Here is a 20,722-nt window from a genome sequence, read left to right as displayed (position 1 = left end):
TTAACTATTAATTTATATTCTTATCTCTTTAAAGTAAAGTGACTTCTGAATTCTTTTCTTGTATCGTCTTCGGTATATTCTATTAAGAACCAGTAATCACTTGATGGCATTGCCGCACCATTATAGGTCCCATCCCACCCTAGATCATTTAAAGGACTTAATTGCTTCAAAAGTTTTCCAAACCTATCAAAGATGTAAATATTTGCCGTAAGATCAAAACTCGCAATAGATTCTATGTTCCAAGTATCATTAAAGCCATCTCCGTTAGGTGTCATAAAGCGATCGTAATCAATCACTCCAAACTTAAAGGTTGCTTCTCCACAACCATTCACATCCCTAATAGTAATCATTTGTGAACCTGCTACTACATTCTCAAAGATAGCACTCTCTTGGAATGGGCCATCTCCTATACTGTATTCATAGGTCCCTATTCCTTCGGTGACAACCTCTACCGTATTGCTTCCGGAGAACGCTCCGTCAACTAAGCGTGCGCTAAAGTTGATAGGAGGTGCAGATAAGGTTACTGTAGTCATTGCCGTTGCACTGCACCCTGTTGCAATCTCTGTGGCAGTTACTTGATATACTCCTCCAGCCACGGCTGTAATAGTGTTTCCTATCTCCCCTTCAAGTACAGCTCCATCTAAAGTCCATTCAAAGACATATAAGTTTTCATCGAGATCGATCCCAAAAGTTGGTGGACTTTCCTCTCCTGAGTCTTCTTGTATAGGGTTTCCATTCTCATCTACACACAGTCTAAATGTTTCTGGCAGCTCAAAGAAAGGCAACTGTTCTACATTTAAGATTACAACTACCGTTTCGCTGCATTCAGATAATGCGTTGGTAAGGGTTGCGTAAATCTCTTGTGGGTTAATGATGTTTGTATAACTTGTTTTTGGTGTTATTGGGTCTATACCCTCTAACGCGTTCTCGAGCGTTTCGTAATAAAGCACTCCGTAGATAGTAGGATCTTGAACACCTAGTATTTCATCATCTAATGTTGATAAATCAAAAACTGTAAAACCATCATTAGCTCCTTCTGTATCACAAAGTGTGTATGGCTCTGCAGGCGTAGTTGCTGTTGCCCCATCTCTCGTTTCAAGTTCGAAGAATTGAACACCTCCTATATAACATCCTGTTTCTAGGTTTGTGATTCCTGTGTAAATCAACAACGGCATTCCCGGTATTATTGTCGCAGGATACATATTTGCAGGCGTGATAGGATTGACCATCATCTCTGCATCTAATGCAGTTTCATAATAACTCACCTCGAAGTCCGCAGGATCTTGGTCTGGACCTAATGCTTCATCTTTCTTTAAAGTTAGATCAAATTCTGCAACGCCATCATTGGGCGTTTCACAAACAACTAAACTAGTTAAAACAGCAGTGTCATCTGGTAATGGGTTGACTATTAATTGAACGGCTACAATTTCAAAACAACCCGTATCATTATTAGTAACCAAAACAAAAATGGATGCTGGATTTGTAGGATTGATATACATAGTAGGATCTGGAATCCCATTCATCATATCAAACGCGTCTTCGTAGGTCTCAAAATACTGTACATCCCAAGGAGCGCCTCCTATAATAAGTGCTTCTGCCTCTGTGAGATCAAATATTTCTTCTTCATCGCCTGAGTTAGTGTCATCACAAAGCTCTAGCGTTACATCTGTAATTGGATCTGGGTTGGGTGCTACTCGTAATTCTAAAATGGTAAACCCTACACAACCTGAATTTGTATCTAATACTCGAACAAATATATTTTGAGGATTAATGGCATTCCCCATATCATCCACATTCATATGCTCGTTTGCTGGTGAGATTGGGTCTTCATTTGCTTGCGATCCTTCTGGAGTTAAGAAATACTGGACACTTAATCCTGCAACGCCATTCGCGATAAGATCATCGTAGATCGTGAGGTCAAAGATGGTAATCCCATCATTCTCTTGTCCTAGATCATCACAAACGGTAATAGGATCTAGATCAATAATTTCTGGACCATCAACTACTTGCAACATAAAACTCCCAGTAGCACTACAGAAATTATCTGCATCGTTATTGTCTAATCGATACCAGATAGTCTGTGGATTTGAGGTATTTTCATACATCGTTGGACTTGCAATAATAGGAGCACCATCTAGCGCATCCATTTCTGCTAAATGATACGTCAAGGTAAAGTCATCTGGATCTTGATCTCCGTAAATAGTTATATTCTGCTGGGTTAAATCGAAAATAGAAAAACCATCCATATCTTCATCATCGCAGGCAATTAAATCGTCTAAAGACAAAGGAACAACTGGACTGTCAATCACAATAAGATCAAGCTCAATAATAGTGAAACAACCATCATCCGTCGCCGTAATGTATTCCACACGTACATACACAGTTTGCATGGTTTGTATTAGGTTTTCATATAATACTGTTTCATCGATAGGAAATGTTGCATTAAACGCATCTATAGGAGTCTCGTAATAGGAAAGCACTACGTTTGGTTCTCCGTCAATAATCTCTACTGCCGCATCTGTTAAATCGAATAATGCAAAACCATCATTATTATCATCACAAACCACTAATGGGTCTGGTGTCGCCGGCGAAGGTGCATTCTCTACTCTTATTTCAAGAGTGAAAGAAGTCTCTATACAACTTGTAGTTAAATCTTCTGCTCTAATAAAAACATCTTGAGGATTACTAATCTGGTTCTCAAAAGCAGTAGGGTCTGCAATAACATTTGCGTTAGCATCTGCATCGATTTGAGTCTCAAAGAAAGTAATCAAAATATTAGTATCTCCTCCTGTAATTTGAGCAATGACCTGAGTCAAATCAAAAGACTCTATACCATCTGGTGGTGTGCTAGTCTCACATAAGATAAGTGGGTCTGGCGCAGTAATTGCTGGCATAAAGTTTACCTGAAGCTCTAAAGTAGTTTGTGAAGAACACCCATTAGTTGTATCTGTTACCACAATGTAAATAATCTGCGGACTCCCAAGTGATGGTTGGTTAGGATACACCATTTCGTTTACAATAGGGTTCGTACCACTATCAGCATTTGGCTGTGTTTCAAAATACTCCACAACATAAGGACCGCCCGTTAAACCCGCTAGTATTTGTGACGCTGCAGAAGTTAAATCAAAAATCTCAATGCCGTCTCCATCATCATCACACAAAAGTATTGGGTCTGGGGCATTAATTACCGGACTGTCTCCTACTATTAACTCAAACGCCACCGTATCATAACAACCCGTAGCTAAATCTGAGATTCTAGCAAAAACAATTTGACTAAAAGGAACAATGTTTAAATAAGGCACATCTAGTATAGGGTTAGCAGCATTATTTGCATCTGCTTGTGTCTCATAAAAAGTTACTTCCAAGTTTCCTGAAGGGTCACCACAGCGTATTTGACTTTCACGCTCTGTTAATATAAACTCTCCAATTCCATCATTATCTGTATCGCAATACACTAAAGGATCCGGTTCGCAAATGGCTGGTAACGGGACTAAGATAAGTTCCATAATTTCAACACCATAACATCCTGTGATATCATCTTCAATACGCACCCATACGGTCTCGGCACCCATACTCTGATAAGGAAGGGTTAATGGATTTGTCGCATTTTCTGCATCCATCATATTTCCGAAGTACGTAACACTAAGGCCTATTGCTCCGTTGACAATCTGCTCGTTACTTTCATTTAAATCAAAAAACTCGATGCCATCACTTTCAAAATCACATTGTTCAAAAGGAAGTGGAACATCGTACTCAGGTACTACCCCTAGGATAAGGATAAATGACCCTATGGTCTGACAACCCAAATTATTTTCTACAACTACAAAAATTTCATTACTACCACTTGTGTAAGCCGTCGGATTTGGTATTGAGTTCATACCTGTCTCAGCATCTGCAAGGGTGTCGTAATATGTAGTAAATACATCTACTAATCCGTTTTCTATCTCATCATCTTTTAAAGTAAGATCGAAAGTCTCTACAAAATCCTCGTCATTATCACATTGGAAAAAATCTGTAATAGGATCTGCGATTATCGGAGCAACATCTACTTGAAGATCTAAGGTCACGATATTGAAACAAGCTGCATTATTTATATTTTGCACACGCGCAAAGAGTGTCTGAAAACCAGCAATCGTATTTTGATAGTTATTAGCTGGATTAATAGGTACCATATTGGTTTGTGCATTTAGCAAGGTTTCAAAGTAAAAAACCTCTGCATCAGGATTTCCACCTGTTATCTCTGCATCTTTTGTCGTTAGATTAAACACCGCAAGACCATCATTAGGCACTTCGTCACAAATGGCGAATAGCGTAGGTTGATTTGCAGGAGGTGCTTGAAAGATACCTAAGTCAAAGCTATCAACTAAGAAGCAAGTTCCTATATTCTGTGTGTTATTTTCTATACGCACAAAAACTACTTGACCAGGAGCAGTTGCGTTATAAGGTACTGGCAATGCATTCATATCTGCATTTGCATCTCCAATAGTATTGTGATATGTTAGGGTATAATCATTTGGATCTTGTCCATTTAAAATTTCAGTATCTTTTTGCTGCGGAATATTTACAAGCACGAACCCATCTGCATCTGCATCACACAATAATAAATCTGTAATTGGATTTACAATATCAATAGGCAAGAATTGTATTTCAAATTCGGCCGTCTCATAACACAGCCCAGATGCATCTTCAATTCTTATGAAAATAAATTCTGACGTACCCGTAATACCGTATGCGCCAGACCCTGCTATTGCCGGCATTCCTGCATCTGCATCTGCTTGCGAGTTATAATAGGAAATCACAAAATCTGCAGGATTTTGAGCCCCTAGTACCACAGCATCATTCTGGCTAAGGTTAAAGGTTCCAGCACTGGTACCATCGTCACAAATTAATAGATCGTTTGGTTCGTTTGCTATAGGCGTAGGTAATACATCAATACAAACTTCTTGTGTGTGCTCACAACCAAAATCGTCCATTACACGATACGTATAACATTTTTGCCCTACTACGGTAGGCTGCACAAGAATACTATTTCCCACCACGTTTAAGGTAGTTGGATCTGGATCCCAAGCTTCACTAGTAATCACAGGCTCAAAAGCAGCATCTGCCGGAATGATATCTGGATCAAAGTTCAATAACCAAGAGAAAATATAGCCATTATCGCTTGATAAATTATCTACTACTCTTATACACCAATCACCATTTAAAGGACTTCCTATTAAAGCAGAAAAATCTTGCTCTGGCAAATAATTTCCAGCAGCAATGGCATTTCCTGTTGTATTTGAAGGAGGGCCAGAATCTACTGCTACTTGAGGGCCGTTAACAAGTGTCACAGTTCCGGCTGCACCAAAACAATAATCAAAACCTGTTCCCGCTGTTAAGTCAGTATCTGGTTCGATAGGAGATCCTAAAAAAGTACCGCCACCACCAGCTCCAAAAGATTTTAAAGTAACCTGATTACCGTCTGGCGCAATAATAAAAATATCTAAATCTCCTAAATAAGAATGTTCTAAATTTAAACAGATCTCAAGGATATCACTCGCGTTTTGAACAGTCTCTCCAGCATTAAAACAATCTACAGGAATACAAGTCTCATAGAACGTCGTACCATTATCGTCTGGTAAAAAAGTAATTTCTGCCACAGGAATTGTGCAATTAACCTCAAACGGAACAGGCTCCACCATTCCGGTAATCACTACAGAATCTCCTAAACATATCGGGTCCATCTCAGCAGCCGTACCCGTAAAATCTGGCTCGGTACCTATTTGAAGAAATACCCCAATGTCATTTGTACTTTCACAACCAAAACTATCTGTCACTACTAAATCTGCCTCGTAAAAACCTCCAGCCGTAAATGTCTTTAGTACCGTCTGGCCTACTAAAGAAGTGGCATCACTAAAAAACCATTCATACGTTGCGCCTACATCACCACCTGGATTTGAAAAAGTACCCGAACCATTAAAAGTAATCGACTCATTAGGGCAGGCTAAAATCACATTTTCTACTGGATCTACTGGTGGGTCAGCGCTATCAAATATCGCATTAACAGTTTGACAGGGTGGCGTACAACTAATAGCTGCTTCCCATCCCGGAGAGTTTAACACCACATTCGAGATAAAATTGAAAGTTAAACAACCGCCATCAATAGCTAAGTCACCTAAAATGTTCCCAGGACTGTTTGTTCCAGAATAGGTTCCGATTAAAAATGCTGGGTTATTTGTAGCACCTTCAAAAACACTCAGCACATCATTATTCAATTCCGTTTCAAAAAACGAAAAATTCACTCTAGTGACATCTCCCGCAGTTGCAGGACAAATAGTAAAAGTGATATTTTGATTGTTGTTATAATTTGCAGCAGCACCCCCTGTATCAACAAAGGTACCCGCGCATACAGTGGCGGTACTGTTAGAAATTGGGATTTGTTGCCCAAAACTAAGCAGCGGTATTAAAAATAAAATATATAAGAGCTTTTTCATATCTAAGTTTTTTTATCTACTGAGAAATAGATTGGGGATAAATGATCATTACAGTTGTGGTACCATCAAAAACAAACACTTGAGCAGCACGGGCGTGATAATCAAAATTATATTTTAAAGGATTGAAGGTCGCAACATCAAATACTGCATCTCGTTGCAATGCTCCATTGTAGGTCGTGTTTAACGGCACAGAAGATAAGTTTTCATACCCTTTAGCTACAATGTTTACAGCAGAATAGGAGTCGAAATGTATTCGGTTATCATACATTTTTTTTACGTAGGTATACTTCAAAGTCTCTGGAGACATTTGAGAGACACCATCACCGATAAAGACCTCAGCGATATATTGATCAAATTTTTCTGAAGGTGGTTGCTGCGTTTGAGCATATACCACCGGAAATAGCAGCAATAGAAATATTGCTGAAGTAATTATATTTTTCATAGCATTGAAAATTTAATTCGTGTGGGAAATTAAGAAAATTTTATGATATAGCGCCGCTTTTAAGCAAGAAAAAATGTGTTCGTGTTCTTTAGAAACCTTGTGATGATTGACTATCTTTGCAGCTAGCATTTTTAAACCGAAAATTGGTGCGATGGATTTAGAAAAACAAATGAAAGATATTGAAGCTTTTGGCGAAGCACACATAGGCACATCTGGCGACACTCCGCTACGTAACGACGCATTTGAGCTTAGCGATGTAGAGAAAATTAATCGCATAAAAGCAGACGTGCAACACATCTTGGAAACTCTAGGATTAGATCTTACAGACGACAGTCTAAAAGGCACTCCAAACAGGGTGGCAAAAATGTTTGTGCAAGAGATTTTTGGTGGCTTACATCCAGACAGAAAACCAAAATCTTCTACGTTCGAAAACAAGTACAAGTACAACGAGATGCTTGTCGAAAAAAACATCACATTATACTCAACCTGTGAGCATCATTTACTTCCTATTGTGGGAAGAGCACACATTGCGTATATCTCAAAAGGCACTGTAGTTGGGCTTTCAAAAATGAATCGCATTGTAGATTATTTTGCAAGAAGACCTCAGGTACAAGAGCGACTTACCATGCAAGTGGTTAAGGAACTGCAACAAGTTTTAGGCACAGAAGATGTCGCCTGTGTTATAGACGCTAAGCACCTCTGTGTCAACTCAAGAGGGATTAGAGATGTGGACAGCAGCACCGTGACGAGTGAGTTTGGTGGCGCTTTTAAAAGCCCAGAAGTGAAGCGCGAGTTTTTAGATTATATTAAGCTAGAAACGGAATTCTGATAAAAACGAAAACGAAGAATAGAAAGAGATTTGGAAGTTTATGATTAAAATAAATAATTCCTTTTCTACTTCGGAAATGACTAAGTCAATGCAGTTTTAAATTAAAGCGCACTGTCAGATTGAGAACAGTCGAGACACTCAGATTGACACACATAAATACATTTCAAACAATAATACTTTCGGAAATAGTATATCATTAAAATTTTAGCTCGCATTTCCAAAGTGAAAAAATTTACTGACACACAACACCCCACAATCGAAAACTGAATACTGCTTACTAAAAACTGATTTACTGATTTACTGAAAAAATGGCATTATACAAAAAACAGCAAGTTCACATTTATAATTCGCTCACGAAAGCGAAAGAAGTTTTTACGCCTATTAACGAAGGCGCTGTCGGACTTTATGTTTGTGGACCTACTGTTTACAGCAATGTACACTTAGGAAATTGTCGTACGTTTTTGTCTTTTGATCTTGTTTTTAGATACTTATTACACTTAGATTATAAAGTGCGGTATGTGCGTAACATTACAGACGCTGGTCACCTTGAGAATGATGGCGAGAGCGGGGAAGACCCAATTGCAAAAAAGGCGCGTTTAGAAAATATAGAACCAATGGAAGTCGTGCAGAAATACACGGTTGACTTTCATGACACCATGGCAAAATTTAATGGACTCCCTCCTAGTATTGAGCCAACTGCCACAGGACATATTATTGAACAGATAGAAATCGTTCAAGAGATTATCAAGAAAGGATACGGTTATGAAAAAAACGGCTCTGTCTATTTTGATGTCAATAAATTTAATGAAGATCACGACTACGGAAAATTGAGTGGCCGAAATCTAGAGGACATGATTTCTAACACCCGTGAACTGGCTGGACAATCTGAAAAGAAGAATCCGCAAGACTTTGCACTCTGGAAAAAAGCAGAATCAAGACACATTATGCGATGGCCCTCTCCTTGGAGTGATGGATTTCCAGGATGGCACTTAGAATGTACTGCAATGAGCACTAAATATCTAGGTAATAATTTTGACATTCATGGAGGCGGGATGGATTTAAAGTTTCCACACCATGAATGTGAAATCGCGCAGGCAGAAGCATGTAATAACACGTCTCCTGTTAATATCTGGATGCACACAAATATGCTAACCCTCAATGGTAAAAAAATGTCAAAATCTACGGGTAATAACATTTTACCTAATGAATTGATAAGCGGTGACAATGCCATTTTAAGTAAGCCTTTTGCCGCTACAGTGGCGAAGTTTTTTATGTTCCAGGCGCAGTATAGAAGTATGCTTGATTTTAGCAATGAAGCATTAGAAGCTTCAGAAAAAGGGTTTAACAGATTGATGGAAGGATACCGTTCTATTGATGCCCTTCCTATTTCTGGAATGACAAGCATGAATGTAGAGGCTTGGAAACAATCTTGCTACGACGCTATGAATGACGACTTTAATAGTCCTATTCTCATTGCACAACTTTTTGAAGCTACTAAGTTTATTAATGGAGTAAAAGACGGCAACGAAAAACTAAATGATGTAGATCGTGTGACGCTTAAAGAAACCATGCAAGCCTTTATATTTGACGTGATGGGACTAGAAGATATTGCAACGCAAGGTGCGGGAGATAGCGGCAAGCTGGAAGGTGCCGTTAATTTACTTATCAAACTAAGAGATGAAGCGCGCGCCAATAAAGACTGGGCAAAGAGTGATCAGATTCGTGACCAATTACTAGAAGCCGGTATCCAATTAAAAGATGGAAAAGACGGGACGACGTTTACTGTTTAATAAATTTTAGAAGTACGATTTAAGATTTTTCAAACTGTTAATGTTATTTTTCAATTTCTTTTTCGAAAAGGAATTACAAACCCTACAACATAGAAAACAACTCGTATTGAAGTTATTAAAACAAATACTCATAGCTCCTATTATCCTATTGATACGATTATATCAATACATTCTATCACCATTGATTCCTTCTACCTGCCGATATGAGCCTACGTGTTCCCATTATGCAGTAGAAGCACTACAAACCCACGGTCTCTTAAAGGGCGGATGGCTAGGAGCTAAAAGAATTGCCAGCTGTCATCCTTGGGGTGGCGATGGTTACGATCCCGTTCCTCCTAAGAAAAAGGCAGACTGAGTTTTCTTTTTCCCTGTTTCATTTTAGTATCTTTACCTCTTAATATATAGCGAACGTATGCATTTTTCAAGTTTTTTTTGGGACCCGAGTGAAGGTATTGATTTAGGTTTTTTTGTAATACGTTATTATAGTTTAATGTTTGTGCTAGCCTTTACCCTTGGTTGGTTCATCACAAAGCGAATTTTTGACAGAGAAAAACTTGCGCAAGAAAAGCTAGATAGCCTTTTTATCTATATGGTTCTTGCCATTTTATTAGGCGCTAGAATGGGTCACGTCATTTTTTACCAACCCGAACTCATCACACAAGATTTCTTTTCTGTATTCCTTCCTTTTAGTTTTGTACCAGAATTTGAATACACAGGCTTTCAAGGACTAGCGAGTCACGGCGCGGCAATTGGTGTTATTATATCCATGTTTATTTACAGTAAAAAAGTATTAAAAAGACCAGTGTTGTGGATCCTAGACCGTGTGGTTATAGCGGTAGCCTCTGGAGCCATTTTTGTGCGTATTGGTAATTTTATTAATTCCGAAATTATAGGAAAGGCCACAGGATCAGATTTTGGAGTTGTGTTCACACAGTTAGGTGAAAATTTTACCAGACATCCTGCACAACTTTATGAAGCGGGTGGCTACGTGTTTGTCTTCTTAATCTTATGGTTTATTTACTGGAAAACAGATAAGCGTCAGTACTTAGGGTTTCTTTTTGGATCCTTCTTAATCCTATTATGGCTAGTGCGATTTTTCGTTGAGTTTATCAAAGAAGCGCAAGTAGACGAACGCGCAGATTGGGTGTTAAATACCGGACAATGGTTGAGTATTCCTTTTATCTTGTTTGGGACGTATATGGTGTATGCTTCTTCTAAGAAGAAATACAATACTGAGGAATAATTGTAGCTTGTTTAAATTTTAAAAATCCAAATTAAATGAAAAAATCAATGCTTTTTTTTATGTCGCTGGCGTTTATTATTAGCACATCCTCTTGCAAAGACAACAACACCTCAGACAAAGTACTCACACAAGAAATCACTTTTAAAAAGGACGGTACGCTTAGGGTTTACAAAAAAGCAAGCGACTCTCTAATCACTACCTTCAACTTGGAGATAGCAGAAGGAGATTATGAAACACAGACAGGCTTGATGTATCGTAAAAGCATGCCTGCAGACGCTGGGATGCTATTTGTTTTTAAAACAATAGAACCTCGCGCATTCTATATGAAAAACACAGAGTTCCCACTAGACATCGTCTACATAGACGAGCATAAACAAATTGTCAAAATCTACACAATGGCAACCCCTATGGATCCCACTTCCTTACCTTCTAATCTCCCTATCAAGTATGTACTTGAAACCAACGGCGCAGTAACTTCTAGCTTGGGTATCCTTGAAGGAGATCGTGTTGAATGGAATATTGAGTAGGCAGTGTTAATAGAACAATACGTTTATCGGGTTTTGGTTCAAATGAAAAAGAATGTGATTATATCAAGAATTCAAGGTAGTCTTCATACATAGAATTCTGAAAATTTTAAACCATGAATCTCTAGCCTAAAAAAGAAAGACACTTCCGTTTAGTAGACTCAAAAGCGCATATGCTGGAACGACTTAAAAGACGTACCGAATATTTTGAGTGTTTGACTACAAAAAATACAGATAAATCCTTCCGCGGAGTTATTGAATATAATCACTTTAAACTCATCACTCCAAAAATTGGCTTTGGTGCTTTTTGTGCTATGGAAGGCAACATTAATGCAACCACAGGAACATTTAAAGTTACTATACATAAAGTATTTAAGGGGTTCTTATCTCTATTTATGCTGTTCCTGATAGCTGAATTTATTATGCTTACTTTTTTTGACGAGCAAGAATTTTCTTGGATTATGCCGTTGGTCCTGCTATTGCAAATTGCGATAATTAGATTTGCTATTATCGAACTTGTCTTTAGAAGATTATCCAAGTGAAGTTTAAAAAGCCGGAGAGATGTATTAGATGTTGAATGGGGACTTACGTAGGGAGTTTAAGCTCAACGAAGCACTTCAATTGTTAGTCGGGGTTTAGCTAAAGCGGGAAGATTTCTTTTATTTTAATTCTATTCAACCAACTCACTTTAAACGTTAGGCGCGTACCTCATTAGGCACTATGACTATTTAGGTTCTACTCTAGTTCAACTCTTCTTCAATTAAACATCACATCGCACAAGCATCAAACCTTTAAAATTTCCGAAACATAAAAAAAGCCTCTCAAGAATACACTTGAAAGGCTTTTGTAATTATAAAAAGAAGTGATTATGCTTCTAGCACTTCGTCTTCTTTCTTTTCGCTTAAGTCAATACCTTTTTTCTTCACCGTATCAAACATCACTGGTGTTGCGATGAAAAGTGATGAGTATGTACCTACAAGTACCCCTATGATTAAGGCAAATATTAATCCTTTAATTGATTCTGCTCCTAATAAGAAGATAGATAACAATACGATTAATGTAGTAAGAGAAGTATTTAACGTACGGCTTAATGTACTGTTTAATGCTTCGTTTATTACTTTGCTTAATGCCCACGTTGGGTGCTCATTAAAGTACTCTCTAATTCTATCAAATACTACCACAGTATCATTTAAAGAATAACCAATTACCGTCAAGATCGCCGCGATAAACGACTGGTCAATCTCCATACTGAAAGGCATAAAATTGTATGTAAGTGAGAACACTCCTAATACGATTAATACATCATGGAACACCGCCGTTACAGCACCTAAACTAAACTGCCATCTTCTAAAACGAAGTAGGATGTATAAGAATACTACTAATAACGATCCTAAAATCGCCCATATAGAAGAGCTCTTAATATCATCTGCAATGGTTGGACTTACTTTATAAGACTCCATTCTACCAGCTACCTTAGTGGCGTCATCACTTTTAAAAGCTTCCAGAGTCATATCTGCTGGTAAGTAAGGTGTCAACCCTTCAAATAACATTTTTTCTATTTCATCATCCACTTCTGTACCTGTTTCATTCACCTTATACTTGGTTGTAATCTTTAATTGATTATCACCACCATAGGTTTTTGCTTCGGCACTTTCAAACTTTGCAATAAGACCTTCCTCTACTTTATTTGCATTTACATCTTGTTCAAAACGCACTGTGTATGTTCTACCACCGACGAAATCAACACCTTGGTTAAGACCGTTAGTCAAAAGTGAACCTATACTTGCAAGAATCAATAAACCAGAAATGACATAGGCCATTTTACGTTTTCCTAAGAAGTTTACGCTTACATCTCTCAAGAAGTTTTTAGTGAGACCTGTTGAGAAGTTTAATGGCTTTCCGTTTTTAGTATATCTATCAACAAACAATCTAGTAATAAAGATCGCTGTAAATAATGATGTAAGAATCCCTATTAATAAAGTCGTTGCAAAACCTTTAATAGGTCCTGTTCCAAATACTAATAAAATAAGACCCGTAAGACCTGTTGTAATGTTTGCATCTAAAATAGAAGAAAGGGCATTGCTAAATCCATCCTTGATAGCATCTTTCTGCGACTTTCCTTTATACAACTCTTCTCGAATACGCTCAAAGATAAGAACGTTTGCATCTACAGAGATACCAATAGTTAATACGATACCTGCAATACCAGGAAGCGTCAATACAGCTCCTAGACCTGCAAGGATCCCAAAGATAAATAAGATGTTTACCACCAATGCAACATCTGCAAAAGCTCCAGCTTTACCATAGTAAAGAATCATCCATAGCAATACAAAAATAAGCGCAATCCCGAAAGATAACATACCACTATCAATTGCTTCTTTACCTAAAGTAGGTCCTACAACCTCTCCTTGAATAATCTCTGCAGAAGCAGGTAATTTACCTGCACGTAGTACGTTTGCTAAATCTTGTGCATCTAGAATAGAGAAGCTTCCTGTAATAGAACTGCTTCCTCCTGGAATACCTCCTGGTGTATTAATCCCTGGAGCACTGTATACTACATCATCTAAAACAATCGCGATTTGACTTTGGTCAGTGTATGCTTTGTTGGTCATTTCTTTCCAGATCTTAGCACCTTTACCATTCATTTGCATAGACACCGCTACTTCTCCTTTTTGATCATAGGTCTGCAAAGCATCTACAATAACATCACCAGAAAGCGGTGGTGTATTTTGCTTGTTTCCTTTGAGTGCATAAAGATTAACAACCATTAAATCTTCTACATCTCCATCTGCATTGGTAACTTTAAGTGCCGTAGGCTGTTCCCATACAAATTTTGCATAACGCATATCTCCCTTAAGCAAGGCTTTTGCTTGCGGCATAGTAAGATATTCCATTATTTCCTTTGCATCTTTTTCTAAAAACGTAGCAATGATTGGGCTTCCAGGAACTCCTTGTCTTACCATCTTAGATGTAATCGGGAATTCAATTGATGCATCCACCTCTTCTGCATCCACTTCTTCACCACCTAATAAATCATCAAGGCTCTCTTCATCTTCCACTGTATCAACTGCGGCTGCTGTTTCTTCTACTGCTACTTCAACAACCTCCGCTACTGGAGTTTTTGCCTTATTTAGCTCTTTAATTTTACTCTCTACTTGATATACATATCCAGCAATAGCATCGCTCTTATATACATCCCAAAACTCTAATTGCGCTGTTTGTGTAACTAAGGTTTTTACTCTTTCTACATCCTTTGCTCCTGGCAACTCTACTAAAATACGAGCAGATTTCCCTAAACGCTGAATGTTAGGTTGTGTTACCCCAAATTTATCAATACGCTTACGCAATACCTCAAAAGCAGAAGCAATAGACTCGTCTATCTTACGCTCAATAATAGTCTCTACTTCATCATTAGGCTGATTAAGACTAATATCATCTTCTAAGTTTTTGTTAAAGAAAACATCTGGAGACGCTAAGTTGTTCTCTCCATCAAGCGCATCAAACGCTCTAAAGAAAGACTCCAGATATGTCTCTTGTGCATCTTTCTGTAATTCGTCTGCATCTCTTAACGCCTGGTTAAATGCAGGGTCCTTTGTATTATTTGCAAGCCCTTCTAAAATATCTTTTACAGATACTTGAAGAATTACGTTAATTCCTCCTTTAAGGTCAAGCCCTTTATTTAGTTCTTTGTCCTTAGCAGTATTGTAATCAATACCCATAAAAATAGGTAAGTTACCTACAGAGTCAAGGTAGCGTATCTCTGCCACGTCTCTCTCATCTGGCATATTTGCCGCGTATTTAGCGTCTGCATATGCTTTCGCCTCTGTTTCTGTGCTCGTTGCGAAGTACGTAAATGATAGTTGGTATAAACTTACCAAACCAAATAATACCGCAAAAAGCGTAATTAGTCCTTTGTTTTGCATTTTGAATGTTGTTTATGGTCAAATTTTTTCTCCGATATTTCGGGTGGGCGAATATACTTCTAAGCCCGTAATCTGACAATTATTTATATATGAAAATGACTTGTGAGAATCCTCAAGCCAGAAAAAAGATCATTCTATTTAGAATAACGGTTCTTATTACTGCGGAAATGTTCCAAAATTAAGCAATAGGTCCAGCACGTGTCTCTGGAAGTAATCGTGAAGTAATAGCAACAACTACTGTTTGCTGACTATATATAAGTACCGAAATTTTGGTGCGCTTTATTTCTTTATTCACAGCATTTAAAGAAGCTGTAAAGAAAAACTCTGGCGGATGAAAGCGACTACTTTTAGTCTCAATCTCCAGTACATGACCTTTTAAGCCGTTGTAAATATCAGTGCCTCCCCCTATTTCCGAAACAGTAAACTGAAAATTATCAGCCATTTCTTGAAAAGGGACGTCTGTATCATTTGAATGAGGAACACCCACATTCTCAAATAAGTCTTGATGTTGTCTCGCAAAAGCTTCCTGAATTAACGAAACGGCCACATCACTATAATACGTGATCTTTAGTGATCCATCTGCTCGTTGTTTAATCTGAACATCTTCAATACCTAATAACACCAACTGCGCTCTTATTTGAGTAATCGCTGCGTCTGTATCTTCGTTAGAAGTCGTTTCTGAAAACTGTACAACAATCTCTTGATTGGGCACAGAAAAAGGCACAAACCCTGCACCCGCTATCGCGAAGAGAATTGCAAAAGTTGCTATGCACCAGTTTTTTAGCATGTGCCAAATATAATTAAATCTGTTGGGTTTATTTTAAAATGACAAGAAAGAAATGTGCCTGGCATTTCCGCAGAAAAAAGTCTCCTAAACTATAAAGTTTAGGAGACTAGTATGTATTAAAATGTCAATCTGAGCTCTATATGCCCTTCAACATGCTCAGGGTGACTAGATTTGTTAAAATTCTAACAAAGCATTTGTTGCACGCACACCTTCTGCCGAAGATTGCATGTGAGCTTTCTCCGCATCGTTAAGAGAAATTTCTACAATTTTTTCTATTCCGTTACGACCTAGCACCACTGGCACACCTATACAAAGGTCATTTAAGTCGTACTCTCCTTCTAACAATACAGAACAAGGAAATATTTTTTTCTGGTCACAAGCAATGGCTTGTACTAATCCAGATACCGCAGCACCCGGCGCATACCAAGCAGAAGTACCTAGTAATCCAGTTAAAGTTGCTCCACCTACCTTCGTCGCTTCTAGCACTTCGTCTAATCGTTCTTCAGAAATAAACTCAGTTACTGGCACACTATTACGAGTCGCAAGACGAGTCAATGGCACCATACCTTTATCACTATGGCCACCAATCACCATTCCATCAACATCACTAATAGGCGCACCTAGAGCTTCTGCTAAACGGTACTTGAAACGTGCACTATCTAAAGCTCCGCCCATACCTATAATTCGGTTTTTAGGAAGTCCTGTAGTTTTGTGAACTAAATATGTCATCGTATCCATCGGGTTACTTACCACAATAATAATGGTATTAGGAGAGTGCTCAATTAAGCTGGTAGATACGCTTTTTACAATCCCTGCGTTGATCCCGATTAACTCTTCACGAGTCATTCCTGGTTTTCTTGGGATTCCACTTGTAATCACACAGATATCACTGTCTTTCGTTTTGCTATAATCTCCAGTCACACCTGTGATTTTTGTATCAAAACTATTTAATGATGCTGTTTGCATCAAGTCCATTGCTTTTCCTTCTGCAAATCCTTCTTTGATATCTACTAAAACTACTTCGCTTGCAAAATTTTTGATTGCGATATACTCAGCACAACTTGCACCTACTGCTCCTGCTCCTACTACTGTTACTTTCATACGTATTCCCGATGAGTCGAGATCTTTTTTTATTCTTAAATGTGCCGTTTGCAACACATTTAAGAGGTTAAACATTTTTAATTTCTGAAATTATAAAGCTTCAGAATTTCGATGCAAAAGTACTAATAAATCGCTTTGTTTCACAGCTGTCAGATGCTAATGTTTTGCGAAATTTTGAGTAAATTACCTCACACTCACTGCAATACCTGCCGTCACTGTATTATACTCTTGCAAGGTGAAATCTGCAAAGAGTTTAAATACCGAAAGGTTAACGCGCATTCCCACAGTACCCCTTACCCCACCAGTATCTGCATTAATATTTATAGGGTCTATCAAAGATTCTGAAACAGTTCCTAAGGGGCTTCCATTTTCGTCTTCTAAATCATAAGACAAGGTATAATCACCTAATAATTTTAAAGTCGAATTTCCAGAATTATACCCTGCCGAAGCATAAAAATTGATGATTTTTAAATTTACCCCCGCGATGGCTTGAACCATCCAAGTGTTTAATTTAAATTCTGCAACACCGTTTATTACATTCACATTACTAGTATTAGCATCGTTCAATAATTCATATTCTGCTTTTGTAGTTGTAAAAGCCCCTAACACACTCAGGCTAAGAGGGCTTACTTCCATCAATGGGAAATATTGCGACAAATCGTGCTGCAATCCCAGTCCAAAAAGTGATGCTGCTACGCGATCGTCATAATTAAGGTTAGGTACTAATCGTAATTTAATGTCTGTTTTTGTAGGCAAACCAAATCCTACTTGAATGGTGGGAGCTAGCACTCCGCTTGCAGGTAAATCTTCCGCAACACCTCCAGGCATTTCGAAACTTGCTATCTTAAAAGTACCATCACCAACAGGAACCCTCACATCTACCATAGTGCTATTACCGTCTTGCCCTAAAACCGTAGGCAAATTCTCGTTGTTCTGTGAAGGGGCCGATAAAAAAGTATAATCTGAGGGATTAAATAAAAAGGTTTTATCCTTATTTGGCACGAAAGCCGCATTAGCTGCTATGGTAACATCAAAACCAAATTTTTTATGTGTCTCTGCACTTGTATACCAACCTCCATTAACACTATACGTTAAGCCCTTTAATGCTGGCTCGATATATTGATTGATTAACTGGTTTGCATCTCCTGCCGCGAGCAGAATACTTTCTAGATCTTGCGCGTTTCCATTAAAGAAGCTTAAGAGAGCTCCTACAAATATCCATTTTTTCATATATCACATTGTTAGTTAGTTAGCTTAGTTAATTAATTAATATTATAAATGTACAGAATATTTCAGGAAGAAAAGTACCCAATACTATGTATAAAAAAACCGCTCAGACCCTGAATCAAGTTCAGCATCAAGCGGTTTCAATTAATTTAAACAAATACGTCTAGGCGTCTATGTTTGCATATACTGCATTTTTCTCAATAAACTCACGTCTTGGCGGCACCTCATCACCCATAAGCATGGAGAATATTCTATCTGCCTCTGTACCATTATCAATGGCCACTTGGCGTAGCGTTCTAAATTCTGGATTCATTGTAGTATCCCATAATTGGCTTGCATTCATCTCTCCAAGACCCTTGTAACGCTGGATAGAAGCGCTTCCGCCAAACTTCTCATTTAACATATCACGGTCTTTATCATTCCAAGCATACTCCTTTTTAGCACCTTTCTTCACTAAATATAAAGGTGGAGTTGCGATATACACATACCCTCCCTCTACCAGTTCTTTCATATACCTAAAGAAAAAGGTTAATATTAAGGTAGAAATGTGACTACCATCTACATCGGCATCACACATAATAACTACTTTATGATATCTTAGTTTTGCTAAGTTTAGAGCTTTGCTATCTTCTTCTGTACCAATGGTAACACCGAGTGCTGTAAAAATATTTCGTATCTCTTCGTTCTCAAATACTTTGTGCTGCATCGCTTTCTCTACGTTCAAGATCTTACCACGTAATGGCAAAATAGCCTGAAAATTACGATCACGACCCTGCTTTGCCGTACCACCTGCCGAATCTCCCTCCACAAGAAACACTTCACATTTTTCAGGATCTTGCTCAGAGCAATCAGATAGTTTTCCTGGCAAACCTCCACCGCTCATCACAGTTTTTCGCTGTACCATTTCACGGGCTTTACGCGCTGCATGTCTCGCCGTTGCTGCAAGGATTACTTTTTGTACGATAGTCTTAGCATCATTAGGGTTTTCTTCTAGATAGTTTTCTAGCATTTCAGAAACCGCTTGGCTTACTGCACTAGACACTTCTCTGTTCCCTAATTTTGTTTTTGTTTGTCCTTCAAACTGAGGCTCCTGTACCTTTACAGAAATAATAGCTGTTAACCCTTCTCTAAAGTCATCACCTGTAATATCAAACTTCAGCTTATCTAGCATACCAGAAGCATCTGCATACTTCTTTAAAGTATGTGTCAACCCACGTCTGAAACCAGATAAATGGGTTCCACCTTCGTGTGTGTTAATATTATTCACATACGAGTGTAGGTTCTCACTATATGATGTATTGTACACCATCGCAACCTCCACAGGAATATCGTTCTTCTCTCCTTCCATAGAGATAACATCTGCGATCAACATCTCACGGTTTCCATCTAGAAAACGGATAAATTCTTTAAGCCCCTCTGTAGAGTGAAAAGTCTCACCTTTAAAATCACCATTCTCTTCTGTAAAGCGACGATCTTCTATGGTGATGGTGATACCCTTATTCAGATAAGAAAGCTCTCTTAATCTGCTTGCAAGGGTGTCATAGTTATACTCTATTGTTTGCTGAAATATCTGCTCATCGGGCCTGAAGGTTACTAAAGTCCCTCGCTCCTCTGTCTCGCCCACCTGCTTTACCGGGTACATAGATTTTCCGCGCTCATATTCCTGCTCATAGACTTTTCCGTCACGATATACGGTAGCCTTTAGTAAAGATGAAAGTGCGTTCACAACAGAAACTCCTACCCCGTGCAGTCCACCAGACACTTTGTAACTGTCTTTATCAAATTTACCTCCTGCACCAATTTTTGTCATCACTACCTGTAGGGCAGAAACACCTTCTTTTTTATGAATATCTACAGGAATACCACGACCATTATCCTTTACAGTTACACTGTTATCTTCATTAATCCAAACATTCACCAGATCACAATGCCCAGCAAGTGCTTCATCAATTGAGTTGTCCACAACCTCATACACAAGATGGTGTAAACCTCGCACTCCTACATCTCCGATATACATCGATGGACGCATACGCACGTGCTCCATTCCCTCTAATGCCTGAATTTGATCTGCGCCGTAATTCCCTTTGTTTTTTTCTTCGCTCATAGTAAGTCCCGCTCGTGCGGATATCATTATAATAAACCAGCAAAAGACTGGTTTTCTGTATTAATCGTTTGTCAATTTGTACTTCGGAAATGCGATAAAACCAATAGAATTTAAATTCACTAAACCTACCTGAATCAGACACATTTCAGAATCAAACAAATATAACCAAAAGCATTATTAAATAAGGAGCTTTGGCGCTTTGAGCAGCAGTAAGTTATTAACAAACTATTGTGAAAAAAAAGATGAATTTTTTCTCTATTTTTGGGCAAACGAAGTTAC

The 20,722-nt window shown here is 38.3% G+C and carries 13 protein-coding genes; 6 read left to right on the top strand and 7 right to left on the bottom strand.

The window, feature by feature from the left end; translation table 11 throughout:
- Positions 1 to 20 precede the first annotated feature (20 nt).
- Both ABXT71_RS06970 and ABXT71_RS06965 read right to left on the bottom strand, forming a co-directional pair.
- Positions 21 to 6,473 (bottom strand): T9SS type B sorting domain-containing protein, encoded by a 6,453-nt coding sequence (locus ABXT71_RS06970; RefSeq protein WP_415370619.1) that lies wholly within the window; start codon positions 6,471 to 6,473, stop codon positions 21 to 23.
- 16 nt (positions 6,474 to 6,489) lie between these two features.
- Positions 6,490 to 6,915 carry a hypothetical protein gene (locus ABXT71_RS06965; RefSeq protein WP_415370618.1) on the bottom strand — a complete coding sequence of 142 codons (426 nt, stop codon included), beginning with the start codon at positions 6,913 to 6,915 and terminating at the stop codon, positions 6,490 to 6,492.
- A gap of 151 nt (positions 6,916 to 7,066) precedes the next feature.
- On the opposite strand from ABXT71_RS06965, the gene folE reads away from it, so the two are divergent.
- From folE to ABXT71_RS06935, 6 genes are all read left to right on the top strand, one after another.
- On the top strand, positions 7,067 to 7,744 hold the full coding sequence (gene folE / locus ABXT71_RS06960) for a GTP cyclohydrolase I FolE (protein ID WP_415370617.1): 678 nt from the start codon (positions 7,067 to 7,069) through the stop codon (positions 7,742 to 7,744).
- Positions 7,745 to 8,052: 308 nt separating this feature from the next.
- The gene (gene cysS / locus ABXT71_RS06955; RefSeq protein WP_415370616.1) at positions 8,053 to 9,534 is read left to right on the top strand and encodes a cysteine--tRNA ligase; all 1,482 of its coding nucleotides are present in this window, start codon (positions 8,053 to 8,055) and stop codon (positions 9,532 to 9,534) included.
- A gap of 106 nt (positions 9,535 to 9,640) precedes the next feature.
- Positions 9,641 to 9,889, top strand: coding sequence for a membrane protein insertion efficiency factor YidD (gene yidD, locus ABXT71_RS06950; protein WP_415370615.1), 249 nt, complete (start codon positions 9,641 to 9,643; stop codon positions 9,887 to 9,889).
- Between the two features lie 57 nt (positions 9,890 to 9,946).
- Positions 9,947 to 10,777 (top strand): prolipoprotein diacylglyceryl transferase, encoded by an 831-nt coding sequence (gene lgt / locus ABXT71_RS06945; RefSeq protein WP_415370614.1) that lies wholly within the window; start codon positions 9,947 to 9,949, stop codon positions 10,775 to 10,777.
- A 35-nt stretch (positions 10,778 to 10,812) separates the two neighbouring features.
- Positions 10,813 to 11,304 (top strand): DUF192 domain-containing protein, encoded by a 492-nt coding sequence (locus ABXT71_RS06940; protein WP_415370613.1) that lies wholly within the window; start codon positions 10,813 to 10,815, stop codon positions 11,302 to 11,304.
- A 170-nt stretch (positions 11,305 to 11,474) separates the two neighbouring features.
- A complete protein-coding gene (locus ABXT71_RS06935) occupies positions 11,475 to 11,843 on the top strand; it encodes a hypothetical protein (protein WP_415370612.1) in 369 nt (122 codons plus the stop codon).
- A gap of 324 nt (positions 11,844 to 12,167) precedes the next feature.
- Here the strand turns inward: ABXT71_RS06935 and secDF are convergent, their stop codons facing one another.
- The 5 genes from secDF to gyrB form a co-directional block, all read right to left on the bottom strand.
- Positions 12,168 to 15,224, bottom strand: a complete 3,057-nt coding sequence (secDF, locus tag ABXT71_RS06930) for a protein translocase subunit SecDF (RefSeq protein WP_415370611.1) — start codon at positions 15,222 to 15,224, stop codon at positions 12,168 to 12,170.
- A gap of 178 nt (positions 15,225 to 15,402) precedes the next feature.
- Positions 15,403 to 16,011, bottom strand: coding sequence for a hypothetical protein (locus tag ABXT71_RS06925; RefSeq protein ID WP_415370610.1), 609 nt, complete (start codon positions 16,009 to 16,011; stop codon positions 15,403 to 15,405).
- A gap of 174 nt (positions 16,012 to 16,185) precedes the next feature.
- Positions 16,186 to 17,112 carry a malate dehydrogenase gene (mdh, locus tag ABXT71_RS06920; protein WP_415373078.1) on the bottom strand — a complete coding sequence of 309 codons (927 nt, stop codon included), beginning with the start codon at positions 17,110 to 17,112 and terminating at the stop codon, positions 16,186 to 16,188.
- A gap of 183 nt (positions 17,113 to 17,295) precedes the next feature.
- Positions 17,296 to 18,342 (bottom strand): DUF6588 family protein, encoded by a 1,047-nt coding sequence (locus ABXT71_RS06915; protein WP_415370609.1) that lies wholly within the window; start codon positions 18,340 to 18,342, stop codon positions 17,296 to 17,298.
- A gap of 160 nt (positions 18,343 to 18,502) precedes the next feature.
- Positions 18,503 to 20,443, bottom strand: coding sequence for a DNA topoisomerase (ATP-hydrolyzing) subunit B (gyrB, locus tag ABXT71_RS06910; RefSeq protein WP_415370608.1), 1,941 nt, complete (start codon positions 20,441 to 20,443; stop codon positions 18,503 to 18,505).
- Positions 20,444 to 20,722: the final 279 nt, after the last annotated feature.

The sequence above is a fragment of the Patiriisocius sp. Uisw_047 genome (assembly GCF_047730165.1).
In the GTDB taxonomy this organism is placed as follows: domain Bacteria; phylum Bacteroidota; class Bacteroidia; order Flavobacteriales; family Flavobacteriaceae; genus Patiriisocius.
This window is presented reverse-complemented; position numbering and strand designations above follow the sequence as displayed.

Coding starts and splice junctions, on each gene's coding strand:
- folE (WP_415370617.1), top strand. CDS start 7,067: ATGGATTTAGAAAAACAAATGAAAGATATTGAAGCTTTTGGCGAAGCA.
- ABXT71_RS06965 (WP_415370618.1), bottom strand. CDS start 6,915: ATGAAAAATATAATTACTTCAGCAATATTTCTATTGCTGCTATTTCCG.
- cysS (WP_415370616.1), top strand. CDS start 8,053: ATGGCATTATACAAAAAACAGCAAGTTCACATTTATAATTCGCTCACG.
- gyrB (WP_415370608.1), bottom strand. CDS start 20,443: ATGAGCGAAGAAAAAAACAAAGGGAATTACGGCGCAGATCAAATTCAG.
- ABXT71_RS06925 (WP_415370610.1), bottom strand. CDS start 16,011: ATGCTAAAAAACTGGTGCATAGCAACTTTTGCAATTCTCTTCGCGATA.
- ABXT71_RS06915 (WP_415370609.1), bottom strand. CDS start 18,342: ATGAAAAAATGGATATTTGTAGGAGCTCTCTTAAGCTTCTTTAATGGA.
- secDF (WP_415370611.1), bottom strand. CDS start 15,224: ATGCAAAACAAAGGACTAATTACGCTTTTTGCGGTATTATTTGGTTTG.
- ABXT71_RS06940 (WP_415370613.1), top strand. CDS start 10,813: ATGAAAAAATCAATGCTTTTTTTTATGTCGCTGGCGTTTATTATTAGC.
- ABXT71_RS06970 (WP_415370619.1), bottom strand. CDS start 6,473: ATGAAAAAGCTCTTATATATTTTATTTTTAATACCGCTGCTTAGTTTT.
- lgt (WP_415370614.1), top strand. CDS start 9,947: ATGCATTTTTCAAGTTTTTTTTGGGACCCGAGTGAAGGTATTGATTTA.
- ABXT71_RS06935 (WP_415370612.1), top strand. CDS start 11,475: ATGCTGGAACGACTTAAAAGACGTACCGAATATTTTGAGTGTTTGACT.
- mdh (WP_415373078.1), bottom strand. CDS start 17,112: ATGAAAGTAACAGTAGTAGGAGCAGGAGCAGTAGGTGCAAGTTGTGCT.